At 35.2% G+C, this 16,429-nt stretch carries 15 protein-coding genes; 8 read left to right on the forward strand and 7 right to left on the reverse strand.

Annotation, left to right across the window (positions count from 1 at the left end; translation table 11 throughout):
• Positions 1-8 precede the first annotated feature (8 nt).
• From cobA to R2Q16_RS18785, 5 genes are all read left to right on the forward strand, one after another.
• Positions 9-779: a uroporphyrinogen-III C-methyltransferase gene (gene cobA, locus R2Q16_RS18765; RefSeq protein ID WP_316739394.1), complete on the forward strand. Its 771-nt coding sequence runs from the start codon at positions 9-11 to the stop codon at positions 777-779.
• On the forward strand, positions 763-2,274 hold the full coding sequence (locus R2Q16_RS18770) for a TSUP family transporter (RefSeq protein ID WP_316739395.1): 1,512 nt from the start codon (positions 763-765) through the stop codon (positions 2,272-2,274). The genes cobA and R2Q16_RS18770 overlap by 17 nt, the downstream gene beginning before the upstream one ends.
• Positions 2,275-2,276: 2 nt before the next feature.
• On the forward strand, positions 2,277-2,987 hold the full coding sequence (locus tag R2Q16_RS18775) for a phosphoadenylyl-sulfate reductase (RefSeq protein ID WP_316739396.1): 711 nt from the start codon (positions 2,277-2,279) through the stop codon (positions 2,985-2,987).
• A gap of 215 nt (positions 2,988-3,202) precedes the next feature.
• Positions 3,203-4,108 (forward strand): sulfate adenylyltransferase subunit CysD, encoded by a 906-nt coding sequence (gene cysD / locus R2Q16_RS18780; RefSeq protein WP_316739397.1) that lies wholly within the window; start codon positions 3,203-3,205, stop codon positions 4,106-4,108.
• A gap of 153 nt (positions 4,109-4,261) precedes the next feature.
• Positions 4,262-5,512, forward strand: a complete 1,251-nt coding sequence (locus R2Q16_RS18785; protein ID WP_316739398.1) for a sulfate adenylyltransferase subunit 1 — start codon at positions 4,262-4,264, stop codon at positions 5,510-5,512.
• Positions 5,513-5,600: 88 nt separating this feature from the next.
• On the opposite strand, the gene R2Q16_RS18790 is transcribed toward R2Q16_RS18785, so the two are convergent.
• Positions 5,601-6,464, reverse strand: a complete 864-nt coding sequence (locus R2Q16_RS18790; RefSeq protein WP_316739399.1) for a hypothetical protein — start codon at positions 6,462-6,464, stop codon at positions 5,601-5,603.
• 238 nt (positions 6,465-6,702) lie between these two features.
• Here R2Q16_RS18790 and R2Q16_RS18795 point away from each other — a divergent pair, with 238 nt between their 5' ends.
• Positions 6,703-7,059, forward strand: coding sequence for a response regulator (locus tag R2Q16_RS18795; protein ID WP_316739402.1), 357 nt, complete (start codon positions 6,703-6,705; stop codon positions 7,057-7,059).
• Positions 7,060-7,069: 10 nt separating this feature from the next.
• Here the strand turns inward: R2Q16_RS18795 and R2Q16_RS18800 are convergent, their stop codons facing one another.
• The 5 genes from R2Q16_RS18800 to R2Q16_RS18820 form a co-directional block, all read right to left on the reverse strand.
• Positions 7,070-7,417, reverse strand: a complete 348-nt coding sequence (locus tag R2Q16_RS18800; RefSeq protein ID WP_316739403.1) for a hypothetical protein — start codon at positions 7,415-7,417, stop codon at positions 7,070-7,072.
• Positions 7,418-7,490: 73 nt separating this feature from the next.
• Positions 7,491-8,273: an HAD-IIA family hydrolase gene (locus R2Q16_RS18805; RefSeq protein ID WP_316739405.1), complete on the reverse strand. Its 783-nt coding sequence runs from the start codon at positions 8,271-8,273 to the stop codon at positions 7,491-7,493.
• Positions 8,274-8,355: 82 nt separating this feature from the next.
• Entirely contained in the window at positions 8,356-8,565 is a 210-nt protein-coding gene (locus R2Q16_RS18810; protein WP_316739406.1) for a DUF6965 family protein, read from the reverse strand.
• Positions 8,566-8,901: 336 nt separating this feature from the next.
• Positions 8,902-10,101, reverse strand: a complete 1,200-nt coding sequence (locus tag R2Q16_RS18815; protein WP_316739407.1) for a pyridoxal phosphate-dependent aminotransferase — start codon at positions 10,099-10,101, stop codon at positions 8,902-8,904.
• Positions 10,102-10,163: 62 nt separating this feature from the next.
• On the reverse strand, positions 10,164-10,559 hold the full coding sequence (locus R2Q16_RS18820; RefSeq protein WP_316739408.1) for a DUF1573 domain-containing protein: 396 nt from the start codon (positions 10,557-10,559) through the stop codon (positions 10,164-10,166).
• A 172-nt stretch (positions 10,560-10,731) separates the two neighbouring features.
• Between R2Q16_RS18820 and R2Q16_RS18825 the strand changes: the two genes are divergently transcribed.
• A complete protein-coding gene (locus tag R2Q16_RS18825; RefSeq protein ID WP_316739411.1) occupies positions 10,732-13,152 on the forward strand; it encodes a thiamine pyrophosphate-dependent enzyme in 2,421 nt (806 codons plus the stop codon).
• A gap of 414 nt (positions 13,153-13,566) precedes the next feature.
• Positions 13,567-15,666 carry a tetratricopeptide repeat protein gene (locus R2Q16_RS18830; RefSeq protein WP_316739413.1) on the forward strand — a complete coding sequence of 700 codons (2,100 nt, stop codon included), beginning with the start codon at positions 13,567-13,569 and terminating at the stop codon, positions 15,664-15,666.
• Here R2Q16_RS18830 and R2Q16_RS18835 read toward each other — a convergent pair.
• Complete coding sequence (locus tag R2Q16_RS18835) at positions 15,663-16,400, reverse strand: LytTR family DNA-binding domain-containing protein (protein WP_316739414.1); 738 nt, start codon at positions 16,398-16,400, stop codon at positions 15,663-15,665. The two genes, R2Q16_RS18830 and R2Q16_RS18835, sit on opposite strands and share 4 nt — an antisense overlap.
• Positions 16,401-16,429 lie beyond the last annotated feature (29 nt).

Consider the following 16,429-nt stretch of genomic DNA (forward strand, 5'->3'; position numbering starts at 1 on the left):
TAAAAGACATGATTAATCAATATAGAGAATCAAAAATTACCCTTTTAGGCGCTGGTCCGGGCGACCCGGATTTGCTGACTTTAAAGGGTGTAAAAGCTTTGCAAGCCGCTGATGTAGTGTTGTACGATGCTTTAACGAATGAGGCCTTGTTAGAGCATGCGCCAACTGATGCTATAAAAGTTTACGTTGGAAAACGTTCTGGCGAACATTCTTATCCGCAAGAAACGATTAATAAATTGATGATTGATTATGCTTTAAACTATGGTCATGTGGTGCGTTTAAAAGGTGGCGACCCATTTGTTTTTGGTAGAGGATATGAAGAATTAGATTATGCTGCCTCTTACAGTATTCCTGTTGATGTAATTCCAGGGATTTCGAGTTCGATTGGTGTGCCAGGATTGCAACAAATTCCAGTAACGCATCGTGGCTTAAGCGAAAGCTTTTGGGTAATTACGGGTACAACAACATCAGGTGAAGTTTCGAATGATATTTATCTGGCGGCAGAATCAAATGCGACCGTTTTGGTTTTGATGGGCTTGAAAAAATTATCAAAAATTGTAGAAATTTTTAAAGCGGCTGGTCGAAATAATTTGCCTGCTGCGATTGTACAAAATGGTTCATCAGAAGAAGAGAAATTAGTAATTGGTACCGTTGAATCCATTGAAAAAATGGCTCAGGAAGAAAGTTTGAAAGCACCAGCGTTGTTAATTTTTGGTGAAGTTGTTTCCTTACATCCATCCTTTAAAAAATTAGTAAAACAATATGCAAGTATTGCCTAACCAACCTAATAATGAAGCAGCTTTCTTCGAAGAAGAGAAAGGAAATCAGCTTTTTCCAGTTTTTGTAAAGCTGAACAAACTGCGTACATTATTAATCGGGGCAGGAAATATTGGCCTTGAAAAGTTAACGGCGATTGTAAATAATAGCCGTCAGGCTAAAATTACCATTGTTGCAGAAATTGTTTCGCCAGAGGTTTATGCGCTAATTGCAAGTTATCCTCAAATAAAAGTAAAACAAAAAAGTTTTGATGTTTCTGATTTGGAAAACATCGATATTGTTTTTGCAGCAACAAATAATGATATTTTAAACGAAGAAATCAGAGCTGTAACGCATGAAAAAGGCCTCCTAATTAATGTTGCTGATAAACCCGATTTATGCGATTTCTATCTCGGTTCTATCGTACAGCGAGGTGATTTGAAAATTGCGATTTCTACTAATGGTAAATCTCCAACGATTGCAAAACGATTAAAACAAATTTTAAATGAAGGCTTGCCAGCAGAATTGGATGAAACCTTACAAAATATGAGCGCTTTGCGCCAAACTTTAAATGGCGATTTTTCGGCAAAAGTTAAAAAACTGAATAAGGTTACGCAGAGTTTGATTAATCCACGTAAAAGTTTTGCCGAGCGTAATATCAAATGGCTAATTTGGGTGGCTTCAATTTTGTTGGTAGGTGCAATTGGTTTTTCACTATGGAATACCGAACCCGAATTTCAAACCTTTTTAATCAACATCGACCCATTATTTTATTGGTTTTTAGGTGCTGGATTTTTATTTGCCTTAGTCGATGGCGCAATCGGAATGTCGTACGGCGTAACCACCGCTTCATTTTCTTTGGCTATGGGTTTACCGCCTGCATCAGCGAGTATGGCTATTCACATTTCTGAAGTAATGAGCAATGGTATAGCAGGCTGGATGCACTATAAGATGGGTAATGTAAACTGGAAATTGTTTAAAATTCTCATCATTCCTGCAATTATCGGTGCGGTTTTAGGTGCTTATATTTTATCTTCTTTAGAACATTACAGTTCGTATGTGAAACCAATTGTTGGTCTGTATACATTATTTTTGGGTGGTGTAATTTTAACTAAAGCGTTTAACATCAAAAGGAAAAAAAGCAACGAAAAAATTAAAAAAATTGGATTTTTAGGCTTTGTTGGTGGGTTTATAGATGCTGCTTTTGGCGGCGGATGGGGTTCAATCGTTTTGTCGAGTTTAATTGCAGGTGGCCGCCATCCTTTATTTTCTTTAGGTACGGTAAAAATTAGTAGGTTTTTTATTGCAACCTTAAGCTCACTTACTTTTTTTACCATGCTAGGCGGTAAATATTGGGAAGCCGTAGTGGGTTTAATTATTGGTAGTGCAATCGCTTCGCCAATTGCAGCAAGAGTTTCGAATAAAATTTCGGCAAAAACCATTATGGTTGCCGTTGGAATTATTGTAATGATTGTGAGTTTGCGTAGCGTAATAATGTTTATTTTAAAATTAATATAGTGATGGGGAATTTAGCGGAGATACAACTGGAATTATCAGGTCTAAATACAATAGATAAGTTAAAATATCTGGCAGAAAATTTTGCCGATAGAATCATTTTTTCGACCAGTTTTGGTTGGGAAGACCAAGCCATTACACACTTAATTTTCTCTAATAATATTCCAATTAAAGTATTTACACTCGAAACGGGTCGGCTTTTTCCAGAAACCTACTATGTTTGGAATCGCACTTTAGAGGTTTACGATAAACCGATCCATGCATATTACCCAAAAAATGATTTATTGCAGGATATGGTTAATACAAAAGGACCGAATAGTTTTTACGAATCTGTTGAGAACAGAAAAGAGTGTTGCTATATCCGTAAAATCGAACCTTTAAAAAGAGCTTTAAAAGGGAACGAAATTTGGGTAACGGGTATTAGAGCTGAGCAAAGCCCGAATCGTGAAGATATGCACGATTTAGAATGGGATGAGGGAAATCAATTGGTTAAATTCCATCCAATTTTCGATTGGACATTGGATGATGTGAAAACTTACATCAAGGAAAATAACATCGTTTACAATACTTTACACGATAAGGGTTTTCCAAGCATTGGTTGCGCACCATGTACAAGAGCAGTACAATCAGGCGAAGATTTTAGAGCAGGAAGATGGTGGTGGGAAGACCAAAGCAAAAAAGAATGTGGCTTGCACGCAACGGAGCAGAAAGCTTAAAGACAAAAGTGGAAAGCTTAATGACAAAAGGGGGAAAGGTCAAAGCCTAAAGCGGAAAGCTTTCAACTCCACGTCACTGCGAGGTACTAACCATTCTTAAAGTTGTAGATGTGCATTAGGATTGCTTCACGCCTCGCAATGACGAAAATATAAACAACAACAACAAATATTTGAATTAGGAACATTCCAACATTCAAACATTATAACATTACCAAATGAGTACATATAATTTTGATTATTTAGATGAACTAGAAGCTGAGGCGATTCACATTTTACGAGAAGTAGCAGGGCAATTTGAAAAGCCTGCCTTATTATTTTCTGGCGGAAAAGATTCGATTACTTTAGTTCGCTTGGCAGAAAAAGCCTTTAGACCTGGGAAATTTCCTTTTCCATTGGTGCATATTGATACGGGGCACAATTTCGAAGAAACCATTACTTATCGTGATAAAATGGTAGAAAGAATTGGCGAACGCTTAATTATTGGCTCTGTTCAAGAATCTATCGACCAAGGAAAAGTGATTGAGCAAACTGGTAAAAATGCCAGTAGAAATGCTTTGCAAACCGTTACGTTGTTAGATACCATTGCTAAACATCAGTTCGATGCTTGTATAGGTGGTGCCCGTAGGGACGAAGAAAAGGCCAGAGCGAAAGAACGTATTTTTTCTGTTCGAGATGAGTTTGGACAGTGGGACCCAAAACGCCAGCGCCCCGAACTTTGGAATATTTACAATGGTAAAATTCATAAGGGCGAAAATGTTCGTGTTTTTCCAATTAGCAACTGGACTGAACTTGACGTTTGGAATTACATCCGCAGAGAAAAAATTGAATTGCCGAGCATTTACTTTTCGCATGAGCGTGAAGTGATTACCAGAAATGGCCAACTAATGGCTGCATCACCATTCTTAAATATGGATGAAGAAGATTTTATTTTCCGCAAACAGGTACGTTTCCGTACCGTAGGCGATATGTCTTGTACTGCCGCTGTAGAATCAGAAGCAACTTTAATAGATGATATAATTGCCGAAATCAGCGAATCGAAAATTTCTGAACGTGGTGCACGTATGGATGATAAAGTTTCGGAAGCCGCAATGGAGGATAGGAAAAAAGGGGGATATTTTTAATGTAGTAGATAGTGTTTTGGTATCTAGTATCAAGTATTAAGTCTGGATGCGAATTACAAAAACTAATCTTCTAAATAAAACTAGTATGAGTTGAATGTGATAGACTGCAATTCGTCTTGATACTTGATACTTGTAGCTTAATACTTAAAGAACATGAACATATTAAAATTTTTCACAGCAGGCAGCGTAGATGATGGTAAAAGTACCCTAATCGGCCGTTTGTTATACGATACAGATTCCATTTTAGCTGACCAGTTGGAAGCATTACAAAGCTCTAACCGCAAAAACGACGATGGAACAATAGATTTAGCCATTTTAACCGATGGTTTAAGAGCTGAGCGTGAGCAAGGAATTACCATCGATGTGGCTTATAAATATTTCCAAACCCAGAAACGTAAGTTTATCATAGCAGATACACCTGGACACATTCAGTACACCAGAAATATGGTTACAGGTGCATCTACAGCTAACTTGGCAATCATTTTAATTGATGCAAGAAACGGCGTGGTGGAGCAAACCATTCGCCATTCTTATTTGGTTTCTTTGTTGGGTATTAAACATGTTGTTGTTGCAATTAACAAAATGGATATGGTTGATTATAGCGAAGATGTTTACAGTTCAATTATCGAAAAATACAAAGTTTTGGCGCAACAGCTAAGATTGAAAGATGTAACCTATATTCCAGTAAGCGCATTAAAAGGCGATAATATCGTTCAAAATTCTGAACGTATGGATTGGTATGATGGCGAAAGTTTGCTACACTTTTTAGAACAAGTTGATACAGATAATCTAGATAAATCTCAATTGGCTCGTATGCCTGTGCAGTGGGTTATTCGCCCGCAAACGGATGAACTTCATGATTACCGCGGTTATGCCGGGCGCATTTTGAGCGGCACATTTAACTTAAATGATAAGATTACGGTTTTACCATCGGGTGCAAATTCTACTATTGAAAGGATCGAATTTTTCGACCAAGCACCTAATGCCGCACACGCAGGTCAATCTGTTACCATTCATTTAAAAGATGATGTAGACATTAGTCGTGGTGATACAATTGTAAATGCATCGGCTTTGACACAAGAATCTAAATTAATTGAAGCCGATTTATGTTGGATGGATGGGCGTGCCTTGGATACTTCAATTATGTATCTAATTCAGCACAATAGCAAAACCACAAAATGTAAAATCAGCGAAATTTTGCACAAGGTTGATATCAATACCCTAGAAAAGCATCAAGCTGATGAATTTAAATTAAATGATATTGGTAGGGTAATTGTTAAAACTGCTGATGCTTTGGCTTTTGATTTATATGATGATAATCGGGCAAATGGTTCGGCAATATTAATTGATAGCCGTACAAATTTAACCGTTGGTGCTTTAATGTTCAGGGCGGCTGTAGAATAAGTTTCTGCCATTTATTCAAGATAAAAAGTTATAATATCGGCTATTTAATTTCAAGATTAGAGGCCGATATTATTGTTTCAGGTATTCCCTAACTTGTCTGATTTACAACCTCATCAAGCTTGATTTTATAGAGGTTTTCGAGCTTGTTTACTCTTTTATTGTTTTCATCAAACAGCCTTTTCAGCTCGTCAAAATCATTTTTTAAATACCTTGATGCAAACGAATTGGAAATAAACTGTCGGATTTTATCACCCAAAAAAACTTCTGTTAAGATTAAAGATATGATGAAAATATAGTGTATCGCAAATATAGAATGCGAAGCTCTGCTTGTTGAAGTTAAGCCTCTTGTTAAAAAATCTAAAATGATTGGGATTATCAAAATGGCGATTACTGATGCTATTTTAGTTGCATAAACAATTTTCTGCTCGGCACTTTTAAGTTTAATGAAGTTGCTTGAGCTTTTATCATCAGCATTTGGTTTTGCGATTGTGCTGCGCTGGTTAATTTTCTCTTGCTGTTTACCATACTCAATATCGATTTCCCGAACGTGGTTAATCAATTCTGTTTCAGCTTGATTTAGTTTTTCTTGGTCAGAAACTATGGATTCTTGCTCTGCAATTAGCTTTTCCATTATTAGCAAATCATCAGGAATTCCCCTTGCCATTTTTTGTTCTGCTGCAATAATTCTGTTATCCAGCTGCCTGTACTGTTTTTTTAATTCCAAGAGTTCGGCATCCCAATGGGCCTTTTTTAAATCATAATCTTTTTTAATGCGAATAATCTCAGCTTTATTTTCAAACCGTTTTAGAGCACTTTCGTTTATTTCTAATTTACTATAAAGTTCAATCAGTTGGGCAAATAAAAAACTTATAGAATTTTTCTTATCAGATAAAAATCTTTGAAAACCAATAATATCTTTTTCAGAAAGTGGAGTCAATGGCGTGTTGGGCATATCGTTGCTAAAATTATAAAAATTATGCCAGTAGTGGATATTTAATGCTAAGGGAAAATAAATTTATGCTTCGATTATTTAACGAAATAAAATGCAAATGATACGCTTAAACTTCTGCTAATTAGTAATAATAATTTGTGTGATTTTGTAACAGCTTGTTGGCCAGTTAGAAAGACTTAATTGTTCTGCTTTACATTATAACATATATTACTTAGATTTAAGTACCGAATCTCCTCTTATGTCAAAAATACTGATAGTTGATGATGACGTAGTTAACGCCGATTTACTGACCTCAATTTTCGAAAAAGAAAATTTTGATGTAGAAAGTATCCACAATTGTGATTTGCTGCAAGCCGTTATTCAGCACTTCCGTCCAAATTTAATTGTAATGGATATTCAACTTAATTGCGCAGATGGTAGAATATTGTGCAATATCATTAAAGATAATCCGAAGAATAGTAAAATTCCAGTTATTCTATTATCAGCCTTGAGGCCTAAAGAGTTTTTGGAAATCCCATGTTCGGCCGATGATTTTATTATCAAACCTTTCGATGTTGAAGACCTTTTAGAAATCGTAAAGTCATATTTACGCTGAATATTTAGGGTTAAATCTCTCGTAAATAATCTTCGATTGAAATTTTCAAATCGCTATTTATAGGTTCTTCGCTAAAATTTTTAAGTTTATGTTGAGATGAATTATATTTCTCAATATAGGTTGCCTCAGCCGAATTAAACTTCAAATATCCTTGTTCAAAAAAGCGTTCTTCTATTTCTGTTGATGAATCCATTGAAAGAAACAATAATTTCACTAACGATTTTGAACCTTTTTCGAAATGCAACCAATGAAATGTTTCGTTTAAACTTGCCGTTTCTGGCAAACCAAGGCGTTTAATTTCTATAATTACCAGTTCCTGGTTTTCAAATTGAAATAGTGTTTTGTATTTAGAAGACATTGTTGCAAAAATAAAAACAAGAAGCTATCCACTTGAATTTATTTGTCAACATTTAATAAAAGATAATAATTATTTATTTGGCTACCCACCAACTTAACGGAAACTGAATTTCATCAACAGAACTTGCAACCATATCAGGTTTGAAGGCATAATGGCCAAGCGTATCTTTACTCGAAATTCCAGAAAGCACAAGAATGGTTTTGTAACCCATTTGTACACCTCCTTGAATATCTGTTTCCATTGTATCGCCAATTACAGTAGTTTCGCTGGTTTCTAAGCCTAAAAACTTTCTGGCCGAGCGCATCATGACCGGACTAGGTTTTCCTGTAACGAATGCTTTTCTTCCGGTAGCTTCCTCAATCATAGCTGTCGTTGCGGCAATGCCAAGATTATTCCAGCCTGGTTTTTTAGGCGAAGGATCACGATTTGTGGTAATAAACTTTGCTCCAGCTAAAATCATATCAACAGCCCGCTGAACCATCTCCAACGTGAAATTTCTGCCTTCTCCAAGCACCACAAACTCTGGGTCGGTATTTACTAAAGTGATGCCATTATCATGTAAACTGCTCAGCAAACCACCTTCACCTAAAACATAAGCTGTTCCGTTAGGACTTTGGTCTGCCAAAAACTTTGCAGTTGCCATTGCGCTTGTGTAAACATGGCTTTCATCAACAGTAATTCCTAAACCTTTTAATTTACGTACCACCTCGAGGCTGGTTCTTTGGCTATTATTCGTCATGAAGGCAAAGGGAATATCTTCGTCAATTAGGTTCTTGATAAATTTATCAGCTCCAAAAATTAGTGCCTCGCCGCTGTAAATTACACCGTCCATATCAATTAATAAGCCTTGCTTCATAGGTATATGATTTTGTTTCGGTAAAAATAATTGTTAAATGTTAACTGCCGATGAAATATTAGGCATAAAATACCACTAGTTTTTATGCATTAGATTCGATTAGAAGTTTTAAGGCCTTTAACCGCCAAAGTAGTGGTTGGTTTACTCGTGAATCCGGATCTTTTCTTAAAGGAGCAAAGTGACTTTCTAAAAAATGCTCGTAATTATTAATTACCGTTGCAGGATTGAGCAAGATTGGCAACTGCGGTTTTTCTGCTGTTTTAAAATATTCTTCGAGTTCTGATATCGTCATAGTTCAAAGATAGCAATTGAAACAACAGGGCTTAATTAAACTGCTTTAAAATTATTATAGAGATAAGTACAAAACTTAGAATTAAGATAAACATAACCAATTGGCTATGGTCAGATTCATCACTATTTGCATTGTTACTTCTTATCGATTTTAAAAAATTCATGAGCCGTTCCTTTAAATTCATTGACAGAAAATTTGAGAGAAATAATTTATCAAAGTTTGACAGCTATAATTCTTGAAAGATTAATCGAGACAAAAATTTAACATTTAGATAATCTTGGACAAAAAAAGGCTTCAGTTTTAATTGAAGCCTTAAATATTGTTATGCAAAGTAAATTAAATCACTCTACCGGGATATTGTTTCAAAGCTAGCTCTAAACAGTCCATTGATGCATTTAAATCATCAGTATTTAAAACGTAAGCCATTCTAACTTCATTTTTTCCAGAACCTGGGGTAGAATAGAATCCCGTTGCAGGCGCCATCATAACGGTTTGGTTGTTGTGGCTAAATTCTTCCAACATCCATTGGCAAAATTTATCAGCATCATCAATAGGGAATTTGGCAACAACATAAAACGCACCACCCGGATTTGGACAAAATACGCCTTCAATATTATTTAGGCGATTTACAAGCGTATCTCTGCGAAGTGTATATTCAGTATTTACTTTTTCAAAATAACTATCTGGTGTATCAACAGCAGCAGCTCCGGCAATCTGCTCAACCATTCCTGGGCTTAATCTTGCTTGTGCAAACTTCAAACCTGAAGAAATTACTTCTTTATTTTTAGTGATTAAACAACCTAAACGAGCGCCGCAAGCACTGTAACGTTTAGAAACTGTATCCATAATTACCACATTTTCGTCCAGTCCATCTAAGTGCATCGGTGAAATAAACTCGCGACCATCGTAGCAAAATTCACGGTAAGCCTCATCAGAAAATAAAAACAAATCGTATTTTACACAAAGTGATTTCAAAGCTTCTAATTCTTCTTTTGAATATAGATATCCGGTAGGGTTATTAGGGTTGCAAATAATTATTGCCTTGGTTTTATCGGTAATAAGTTTTTCAAATTCTGCAATTGGTGGCAATGCAAAACCATTTTCGATATAAGACAAAATTGGTTTTACCCCAACATTGCTCATACATGCAAAACCGTTATAGTTTGCATAAAATGGCTCAGGAATAATAATTTCATCACCTTCATTAACACAAGTTTGCATAGCAATTGTAATCGCTTCCGAGCCACCAACAGTTACTAAAATATTTTCTGGTGTAATGTTATAACCAAGCTTATTGTAATATTCTGTTAATTTTTGGCGATAAGCTAAAGTACCTTCTGATGGCGTGTAAGCCCAAACATCAAAATCGATGTTTTTAATTGCATTTAACATTCCTTCTGGCGTTTCAATATCAGGCTGACCAATATTTAAATGAAAAACCTTTTTTCCATCTTGTTTTGCTTTATCTGCAAATGGCGTTAACTTTCTGATTGGCGATGCAGGCATCTGCAAGCCTTTTTGTGAAATTTTTGGCATGGCACAAAAATAAAAAAGTCCCGATGAAAATCGGGACTTTTTAAACATTATAGATTAAAAAATTATTTCGTGGCAGAAGCAACTGTTTCTCCTTTGATGTAAAGAACTTTAACAGGCGTTTTAGCGTTTGAAGTAATTGTTACTGTTTTTGTAAAAGGTTGTGGCGCACCAGCAGCACTAAATGTTACTGAAATTGTTCCACTTTCACCTTTTTTCAAAGGAACAGTAGTATATTTTGGTACAGTACAACCGCAACTTGCTTCAGCCTTTGTAATAATCAATGGCTCTTCACCAACGTTGGTATATTTAAAATCGTAAGTTACTGGTTTATTAACCGTAATTTTTCCAAAATCGTGGGTTTCAGCCTCGAATTTAAATTCTGCTTTGGCTGCGGTTTGTGCATTAGCTACTAAACCAAATCCCAAAATAAAAGCAAATAATACAAAAATCTTTTTCATGTTTATGTGTTGAAAATGTTTGTTAAAATTTATAAAACAAATTTAATATTTATAGGAGTAAAACAAAAACTATTCCAAATATATTTTACTAATCCATATATAATTTTACAATTGAGGTTAAAAGCAAACTTTTAATTTTATATATATTTGCGGCAACCAATATTTGATTACGATGCAGAATGAAAAATTGACTACCAACTCCATTAATACTTCTGAATTAAGTTTTAACGATTTTAAATCTATCGTTATAAACGACTATAAAATTGCTTACGAAAGCCGTCAGGCGAGTGTTTTAGGCAGGAGAGAAGTGTTAACAGGGAAGGCAAAATTTGGCATTTTTGGTGATGGTAAAGAAGTTCCGCAAATTGCAATGGCCAAAGCATTTAAAAATGGCGATTGGCGTTCTGGCTACTATCGTGATCAAACTTTTGCGTTCGCTACGGGGATTTCTACCATCAAGGAATTCTTTGCCCAGTTGTACGCAAACCCGGCAGAGGGCGCCGATCCTTTTTCTGGCGGCAGACAGATGAATTGTCATTTTGCAACAAAATCTATAAACGAAGATGGAAGCTGGAATGATTTAACTCAAATCAAAAATTGTTCATCAGATATTTCTCCAACAGGCGGTCAAATGGCTCGTTTGGTTGGTTTGGCTTATGCTTCTAAATTATTTAGAAATAATAAGGAACTCGATTATTTAAAGCATTTTTCGGTTAACGGAAATGAGGTTGCTTTTGGTACAATCGGTAATGCATCAACATCTGAAGGTGTTTTCTTCGAAGCAATAAATGCTGCCGGTGTTTTACAAATTCCAATGGCAATATCAGTTTGGGATGATGCTTATGGTATTTCAGTTCCAGCGAAATATCAAACTACAAAAGAAGATATTTCCGAAGTTTTAAAAGGTTTTCAGCGTGATGAAAATGCTGCAGGTTACGAAATTTACAAGGTAAAGGGATGGGATTATCCCGCTTTATGCGAAGTTTACGAAAAGGCAATAAACGTTTGTAGAGAGGAGCATGTTCCCGTATTAATCCATGTTACTGAACTCACACAACCTCAGGGACATAGTACTTCTGGTTCGCATGAAAGATATAAATCAAAAGATAGATTAGCTTGGGAAAACGAGCACGATTGCATCCTGAAAATGAGGACATGGATGCTAGAATCGGCAATAATTTCTGATGAAGACCTTGCAGAATTAGAAAAAACAGCAAAAATATTTGTTCGTAATGCGCAAAAAGAAGCTTGGAACGAATTTTTAGATAGTATAAAACCAGAACAAAAGCAGGTAATTGATTTAATTGGTGGATTAGTTAAGCACCAACCGGAACTTGCTGCACTCGCTACCCAACTCGCTTCAATTGCTGATGCGCAACGACGTGAGATATTCACAATCGCTCGCAAAGCGATTCGTTTATCGGCAAAATTTAATTCAGCTGAGCGAGATGAACTTTTATCATGGTATAAAAATCAACAGGGGTTAAATTACGAAAGATATAATTCAAAACTTCATACCAATGGTAATGAAGCTCCTGATAAAATTGAAGTTGTAGCACCTGTCTTCAATGAATTTTCAAAAATGATTGACGGTCGCGAGGTTTTGAATGCCTGCTTTAACGCAAATTTTGAACGCGACCAAAGACTTGTTGCATTTGGAGAGGATTTAGGTAATATTGGAGATGTAAACCAAGGTTTTGCAGGTTTACAGGAAAAGTTTGGTGAGCTGCGCATCACTGATACTGGAATTCGTGAAATGACGATTATGGGGCAGGGTATAGGGCTAGCGCTAAGGGGCTTAAAACCTATCGCAGAAATTCAGTATTTAGACTATTTAATTTTTGCTTTAAATGTACTTAGTGATGATTTGGCCTCACTAGCATATCGTACAAAAGGCATTCAAAAAGCACCAGTTATTGTTAGAACCAGAGGACATAGATTAGAGGGAATCTGGCATTCTGGTTCTCCAATTGCCATGCTTTTAGGTTCTTTAAGAGGTATGCATCTTTGTGTACCACGCAATATGACCCAGGCAGCGGGCATGTATAATACACTTTTTAGAGCTGACGAACCAGCTGTAGTAATTGAGTGTTTAAATGGATATCGCTTGAAAGAGAAACTACCAGAAAATGTTGGTGAATTTACCGTTCCATTAGGTGTAGCTGAGGTTTTGGAAGAAGGTTCTGATATTACAATTGTTTCTTATGGTTCAACATTGAGAATTGTACAGGAAGCTGCAGAAGAATTGGCAACAATGGGTATTTCCGTTGAGATTGTCGATACTCAAACTCTATTACCTTTTGATAAAACGATGATTTGCGCTGAATCATTAAAGAAAACGAATAAGCTTTTAGTTGTTGATGAAGATGTACCGGGAGGCGCTTCTGCCTATATTTTACAACAAATTTTAGAGCAGCAAAAAGGTTATTTTCACTTAGATGGACAACCAAGAACACTTTCTGCTAAAGCACATCGCCCGCCTTTTGGTTCAGATGGTGATTATTTCAGCAAGCCATCAGTTGATGATGTAGTTGAAATTGTTTGTGAAATGATGCACGATTCTAACCCAAATAAATATATCAGTCTATTTTAAATCGAACAACTATAGGTTGTAAAACTAGCGATTGTAATCAAAAACTTGGTTTTGGTGAGGATGGATTAACTTTTGGGTTTATCTATTGGGTAAAAAAAATTATCTTTCGGGATAATTAAGAAACCAATCATCCCAAATCATTCTCGTTTTCTAAAAACGATTTTTCTAATCAGTTCCGTTTGTACAGTTTCTTAATAGATCAAAATTTTTGAGTTAATTAAGATTGAACTAATGGTTGATAGGCGCTCCAAGATAAGTGATGTGTTTTTTAGTATAAAGACCTTTAGATTGTGCTTTATTATCTTAATTTGCGTCGCATTTTGTTCTAAAAGCATTGCGCAAAATGCTCTTCCTCATAAACTCGACAGCCTTTTTAAAGCAAATCAGAAAAATTCTAAACCAGATTCTAATAAGATGAAAACTTCTTATTTGATTATGAGGGAATATATGTTGCTTAGGAATTTTCCAAAGGTTGATGAATATTTTCAGAAAAGTCTTCAATTGTCTAAGGATTTGGATATGAGAAATTTTTCAGCAACGATTTATAATCGCAGGGCATTATTTAATCATGGTTTAGGGAATTATTTAGAGGCTGAAAAGTATTATAAAAAAGCATTGTACGAGTATGAAATTTTAAAAGATGAATACCAGCAGGCAAACATGTATTTAAATATGAGTGCTCTTTATAGTTCAATTCCCGATTATGCTAAATCTCTTGAGGTTAACCAAAAGGCAATGGCTTTGTATCAAAAGAACAATAAGCAAGATGATTTAGCCAGTTGTTACATAAATATTGCTGCTGTTTATCAGGCTTTAGGGCAACAAAAAACAGCATCAGAATATGGAAAACGGGCCTTGAAAATTTTCACTCTTAATGAAGATAAAATAGGCATAGCCTACGCTTATGAATGTTTGGGGCTAAGTTATTCTTCTGCAACATCGGCAGATTTAGTTGCGATGAAAATTGAGGAAGATAAAAAGTTGAATATTGCTTTGGATTATTTTACCAAAGGTTTAAAAATCGCAGAAAATTCAAATGATCAATTAGGAATTTCATCATTCAAAAAAAATATTGGCAAAATTTACGAGAAACAAGGAGAGGGTGAACTGGCTTTGCACTTTTATAAAGATGCTTTAAGCATTGATGAAAAAACAGGACAAAAAGGCTATTACGCCGAAAGTTTAAAAACCTTGGGTACTTTTTATAAAAATCAGCGGAAGTACGGTGAGGCCATTGAAATGCTCAATCTGGCTTTAAATATTTCAATTGAGAAAAATTTTTTGGATACCCAACGGGATGTACTTTTAAAGCTTAGCGAGGTTTATCAAGATTTAAATAAAAACAAGGAATCGTTAGATTATTATAAGCGATACATAATTGCCAGAGATAAACTTTTTAACGAAGAAAAGGAACGAGAGATAACCAGGAGGCAGTTAATGGTTGATTTTGGTGTCAAGGAAAACGATTACAAATTGAAGCAAAAAGTTTCTGATGCCACTTTGAAAGAGCAATATCTATTGGCAAGGCAGCAAGAACAACAGCTTTTACTCCGTAAAAAAGAACTTGAATTTTTTGGTCAGCAAAAGAATTTGCAAAGCAGTAATTTTGAACGCTCTAAACTGCAGTCGGCATACGATTCTTACCAAAAAAACAAGCAAATTTCTGAACAAAAACAGCAAATAGCATTTGATGAAAAAGTAAAAATTTTCTTAACTGTTGCGATTACATTAGTTGTTTTTACCGCAGGGTTAATTTATTTCAATCAACGGAAAACCACACGGTTGAATAAAATTATTAATAAGCAAAAACGAGAATTAGAACAATTGAGCAGAGTAAAAGATAGAATTTTCAGCATTGTTAGTCACGATATGCGTACACCTGTAAATTCATTAATTTCTTTTATTCAATTATTGGAGGCCGGAAAAATCGACCAGCCTAAGCTTACAAAATACGCATCTTCGCTAAAAAATAGCCTTACATATACCTCATCTATGATGGAGAATTTACTTAACTGGGCGGCAAGTCAAATGCAAGGTTTTAACCCATATTTGGAAACTTTAGATATATCAATTTTAATTACTGATGTCGTTAATACATCAAAAGATGCAGCAGATTTTAAGAAAATCATTATAGAAAATAATATTCAGCCAAATACACTTTGTAAGGCCGATGAAAATATGCTTTCGCTGGTACTAAGAAACTTAATCAGCAATGCAATAAAATTTACACCTGATGAAGGGAAGGTTATCATTTCATCTCATTTAGATAATAATGAACTAAAAATTTCTATTACTGACGATGGTATTGGTATGTCTGCCGAACAGGTAGAACATTTCAATAATTCGGCTTTTCAAGGTGCCGGATTTAGCACTCCCGGAACAAATAGAGAAAAAGGTACGGGTTTAGGGTTACTCTTATGCCGAACTTTTATGACACTTATGGATGGTAAAATTGTTCTGAATTCTTGTAAGAATGAAGGTTCAACATTCAATCTAATCTTTAAAAAGGATTAACTTTTTTTAAATCTGGAAAGTGTTTTTTTCTCAATCACATTCTCCATTAATTCTTGCTTGGCGGTTGCACTTAAGGGAACAACGTAATTATGTTCTAAATGTACCTCATGTGCAGTAAGCGTTGAAATTGCATTGATGTTGATTATATATTGCTTATGAACCCTCATAAAATGATTTGGCAGTTGTTTTTCGAGGTTTTTTAACCCAACCAAAATAATGTGCTTTTCGCCAGCTGTATATATTTTCGAAAAATCGCCCATACTCTCAATGTAAATTACATCGTTATATTTTAGCTTCGTAATACCTTTTGTTTCTCTAAAGAAAAAGTAATCATCTTCCTGGCGGATATCATTATCAACTGATTTTGCAGCCTTGCGAAGTTCAATATATTCAATAGCTTTATTTGCAGCCTTTAGTATTCGCTCAAAAGTTGCTGGTTTTACCACAAAATCGATTGCGTCTAAATCAAAACTTTCTGCAGCATACTGATTATGAGAAGTAATAAATATAAAAACTGGTTTATTTTTTAAAGTTTTTAATAAAGATGTACCAGAAAGTTCAGGCATATCGATATCGGAGAATATAATGTCAATCTTTTTTGTGTTTATAACATCAATTGCTTCAACACCATCTTTGCATATCGAAACGATATTTAAATTTGGGATTTTACTGATGTGCATAGTAATCGCATCGCGTTCTATCTCGTTATCATCTACTATTAAACAGTTATACATTATAGGGCGTTTTAGAAATTAAATATAAC

The organism is Pedobacter aquatilis, from assembly GCF_032678425.1.
GTDB lineage: Bacteria > Bacteroidota > Bacteroidia > Sphingobacteriales > Sphingobacteriaceae > Pedobacter > Pedobacter aquatilis_B.

What these genes read in the sequence shown, in the direction of transcription:
- cobA (WP_316739394.1), top strand. Translation starts at nt 9, where the DNA reads ATGATTAATCAATATAGAGAATCAAAAATTACCCTTTTAGGCGCTGGT.
- R2Q16_RS18770 (WP_316739395.1), top strand. Translation starts at nt 763, where the DNA reads ATGCAAGTATTGCCTAACCAACCTAATAATGAAGCAGCTTTCTTCGAA.
- R2Q16_RS18775 (WP_316739396.1), top strand. Translation starts at nt 2,277, where the DNA reads ATGGGGAATTTAGCGGAGATACAACTGGAATTATCAGGTCTAAATACA.
- cysD (WP_316739397.1), top strand. Translation starts at nt 3,203, where the DNA reads ATGAGTACATATAATTTTGATTATTTAGATGAACTAGAAGCTGAGGCG.
- R2Q16_RS18785 (WP_316739398.1), top strand. Translation starts at nt 4,262, where the DNA reads ATGAACATATTAAAATTTTTCACAGCAGGCAGCGTAGATGATGGTAAA.
- R2Q16_RS18790 (WP_316739399.1), bottom strand. Translation starts at nt 6,464, where the DNA reads ATGCCCAACACGCCATTGACTCCACTTTCTGAAAAAGATATTATTGGT.
- R2Q16_RS18795 (WP_316739402.1), top strand. Translation starts at nt 6,703, where the DNA reads ATGTCAAAAATACTGATAGTTGATGATGACGTAGTTAACGCCGATTTA.
- R2Q16_RS18800 (WP_316739403.1), bottom strand. Translation starts at nt 7,417, where the DNA reads ATGTCTTCTAAATACAAAACACTATTTCAATTTGAAAACCAGGAACTG.
- R2Q16_RS18805 (WP_316739405.1), bottom strand. Translation starts at nt 8,273, where the DNA reads ATGAAGCAAGGCTTATTAATTGATATGGACGGTGTAATTTACAGCGGC.
- R2Q16_RS18810 (WP_316739406.1), bottom strand. Translation starts at nt 8,565, where the DNA reads ATGACGATATCAGAACTCGAAGAATATTTTAAAACAGCAGAAAAACCG.
- R2Q16_RS18815 (WP_316739407.1), bottom strand. Translation starts at nt 10,101, where the DNA reads ATGCCAAAAATTTCACAAAAAGGCTTGCAGATGCCTGCATCGCCAATC.
- R2Q16_RS18820 (WP_316739408.1), bottom strand. Translation starts at nt 10,559, where the DNA reads ATGAAAAAGATTTTTGTATTATTTGCTTTTATTTTGGGATTTGGTTTA.
- R2Q16_RS18825 (WP_316739411.1), top strand. Translation starts at nt 10,732, where the DNA reads ATGCAGAATGAAAAATTGACTACCAACTCCATTAATACTTCTGAATTA.
- R2Q16_RS18830 (WP_316739413.1), top strand. Translation starts at nt 13,567, where the DNA reads ATGAAAACTTCTTATTTGATTATGAGGGAATATATGTTGCTTAGGAAT.
- R2Q16_RS18835 (WP_316739414.1), bottom strand. Translation starts at nt 16,400, where the DNA reads ATGTATAACTGTTTAATAGTAGATGATAACGAGATAGAACGCGATGCG.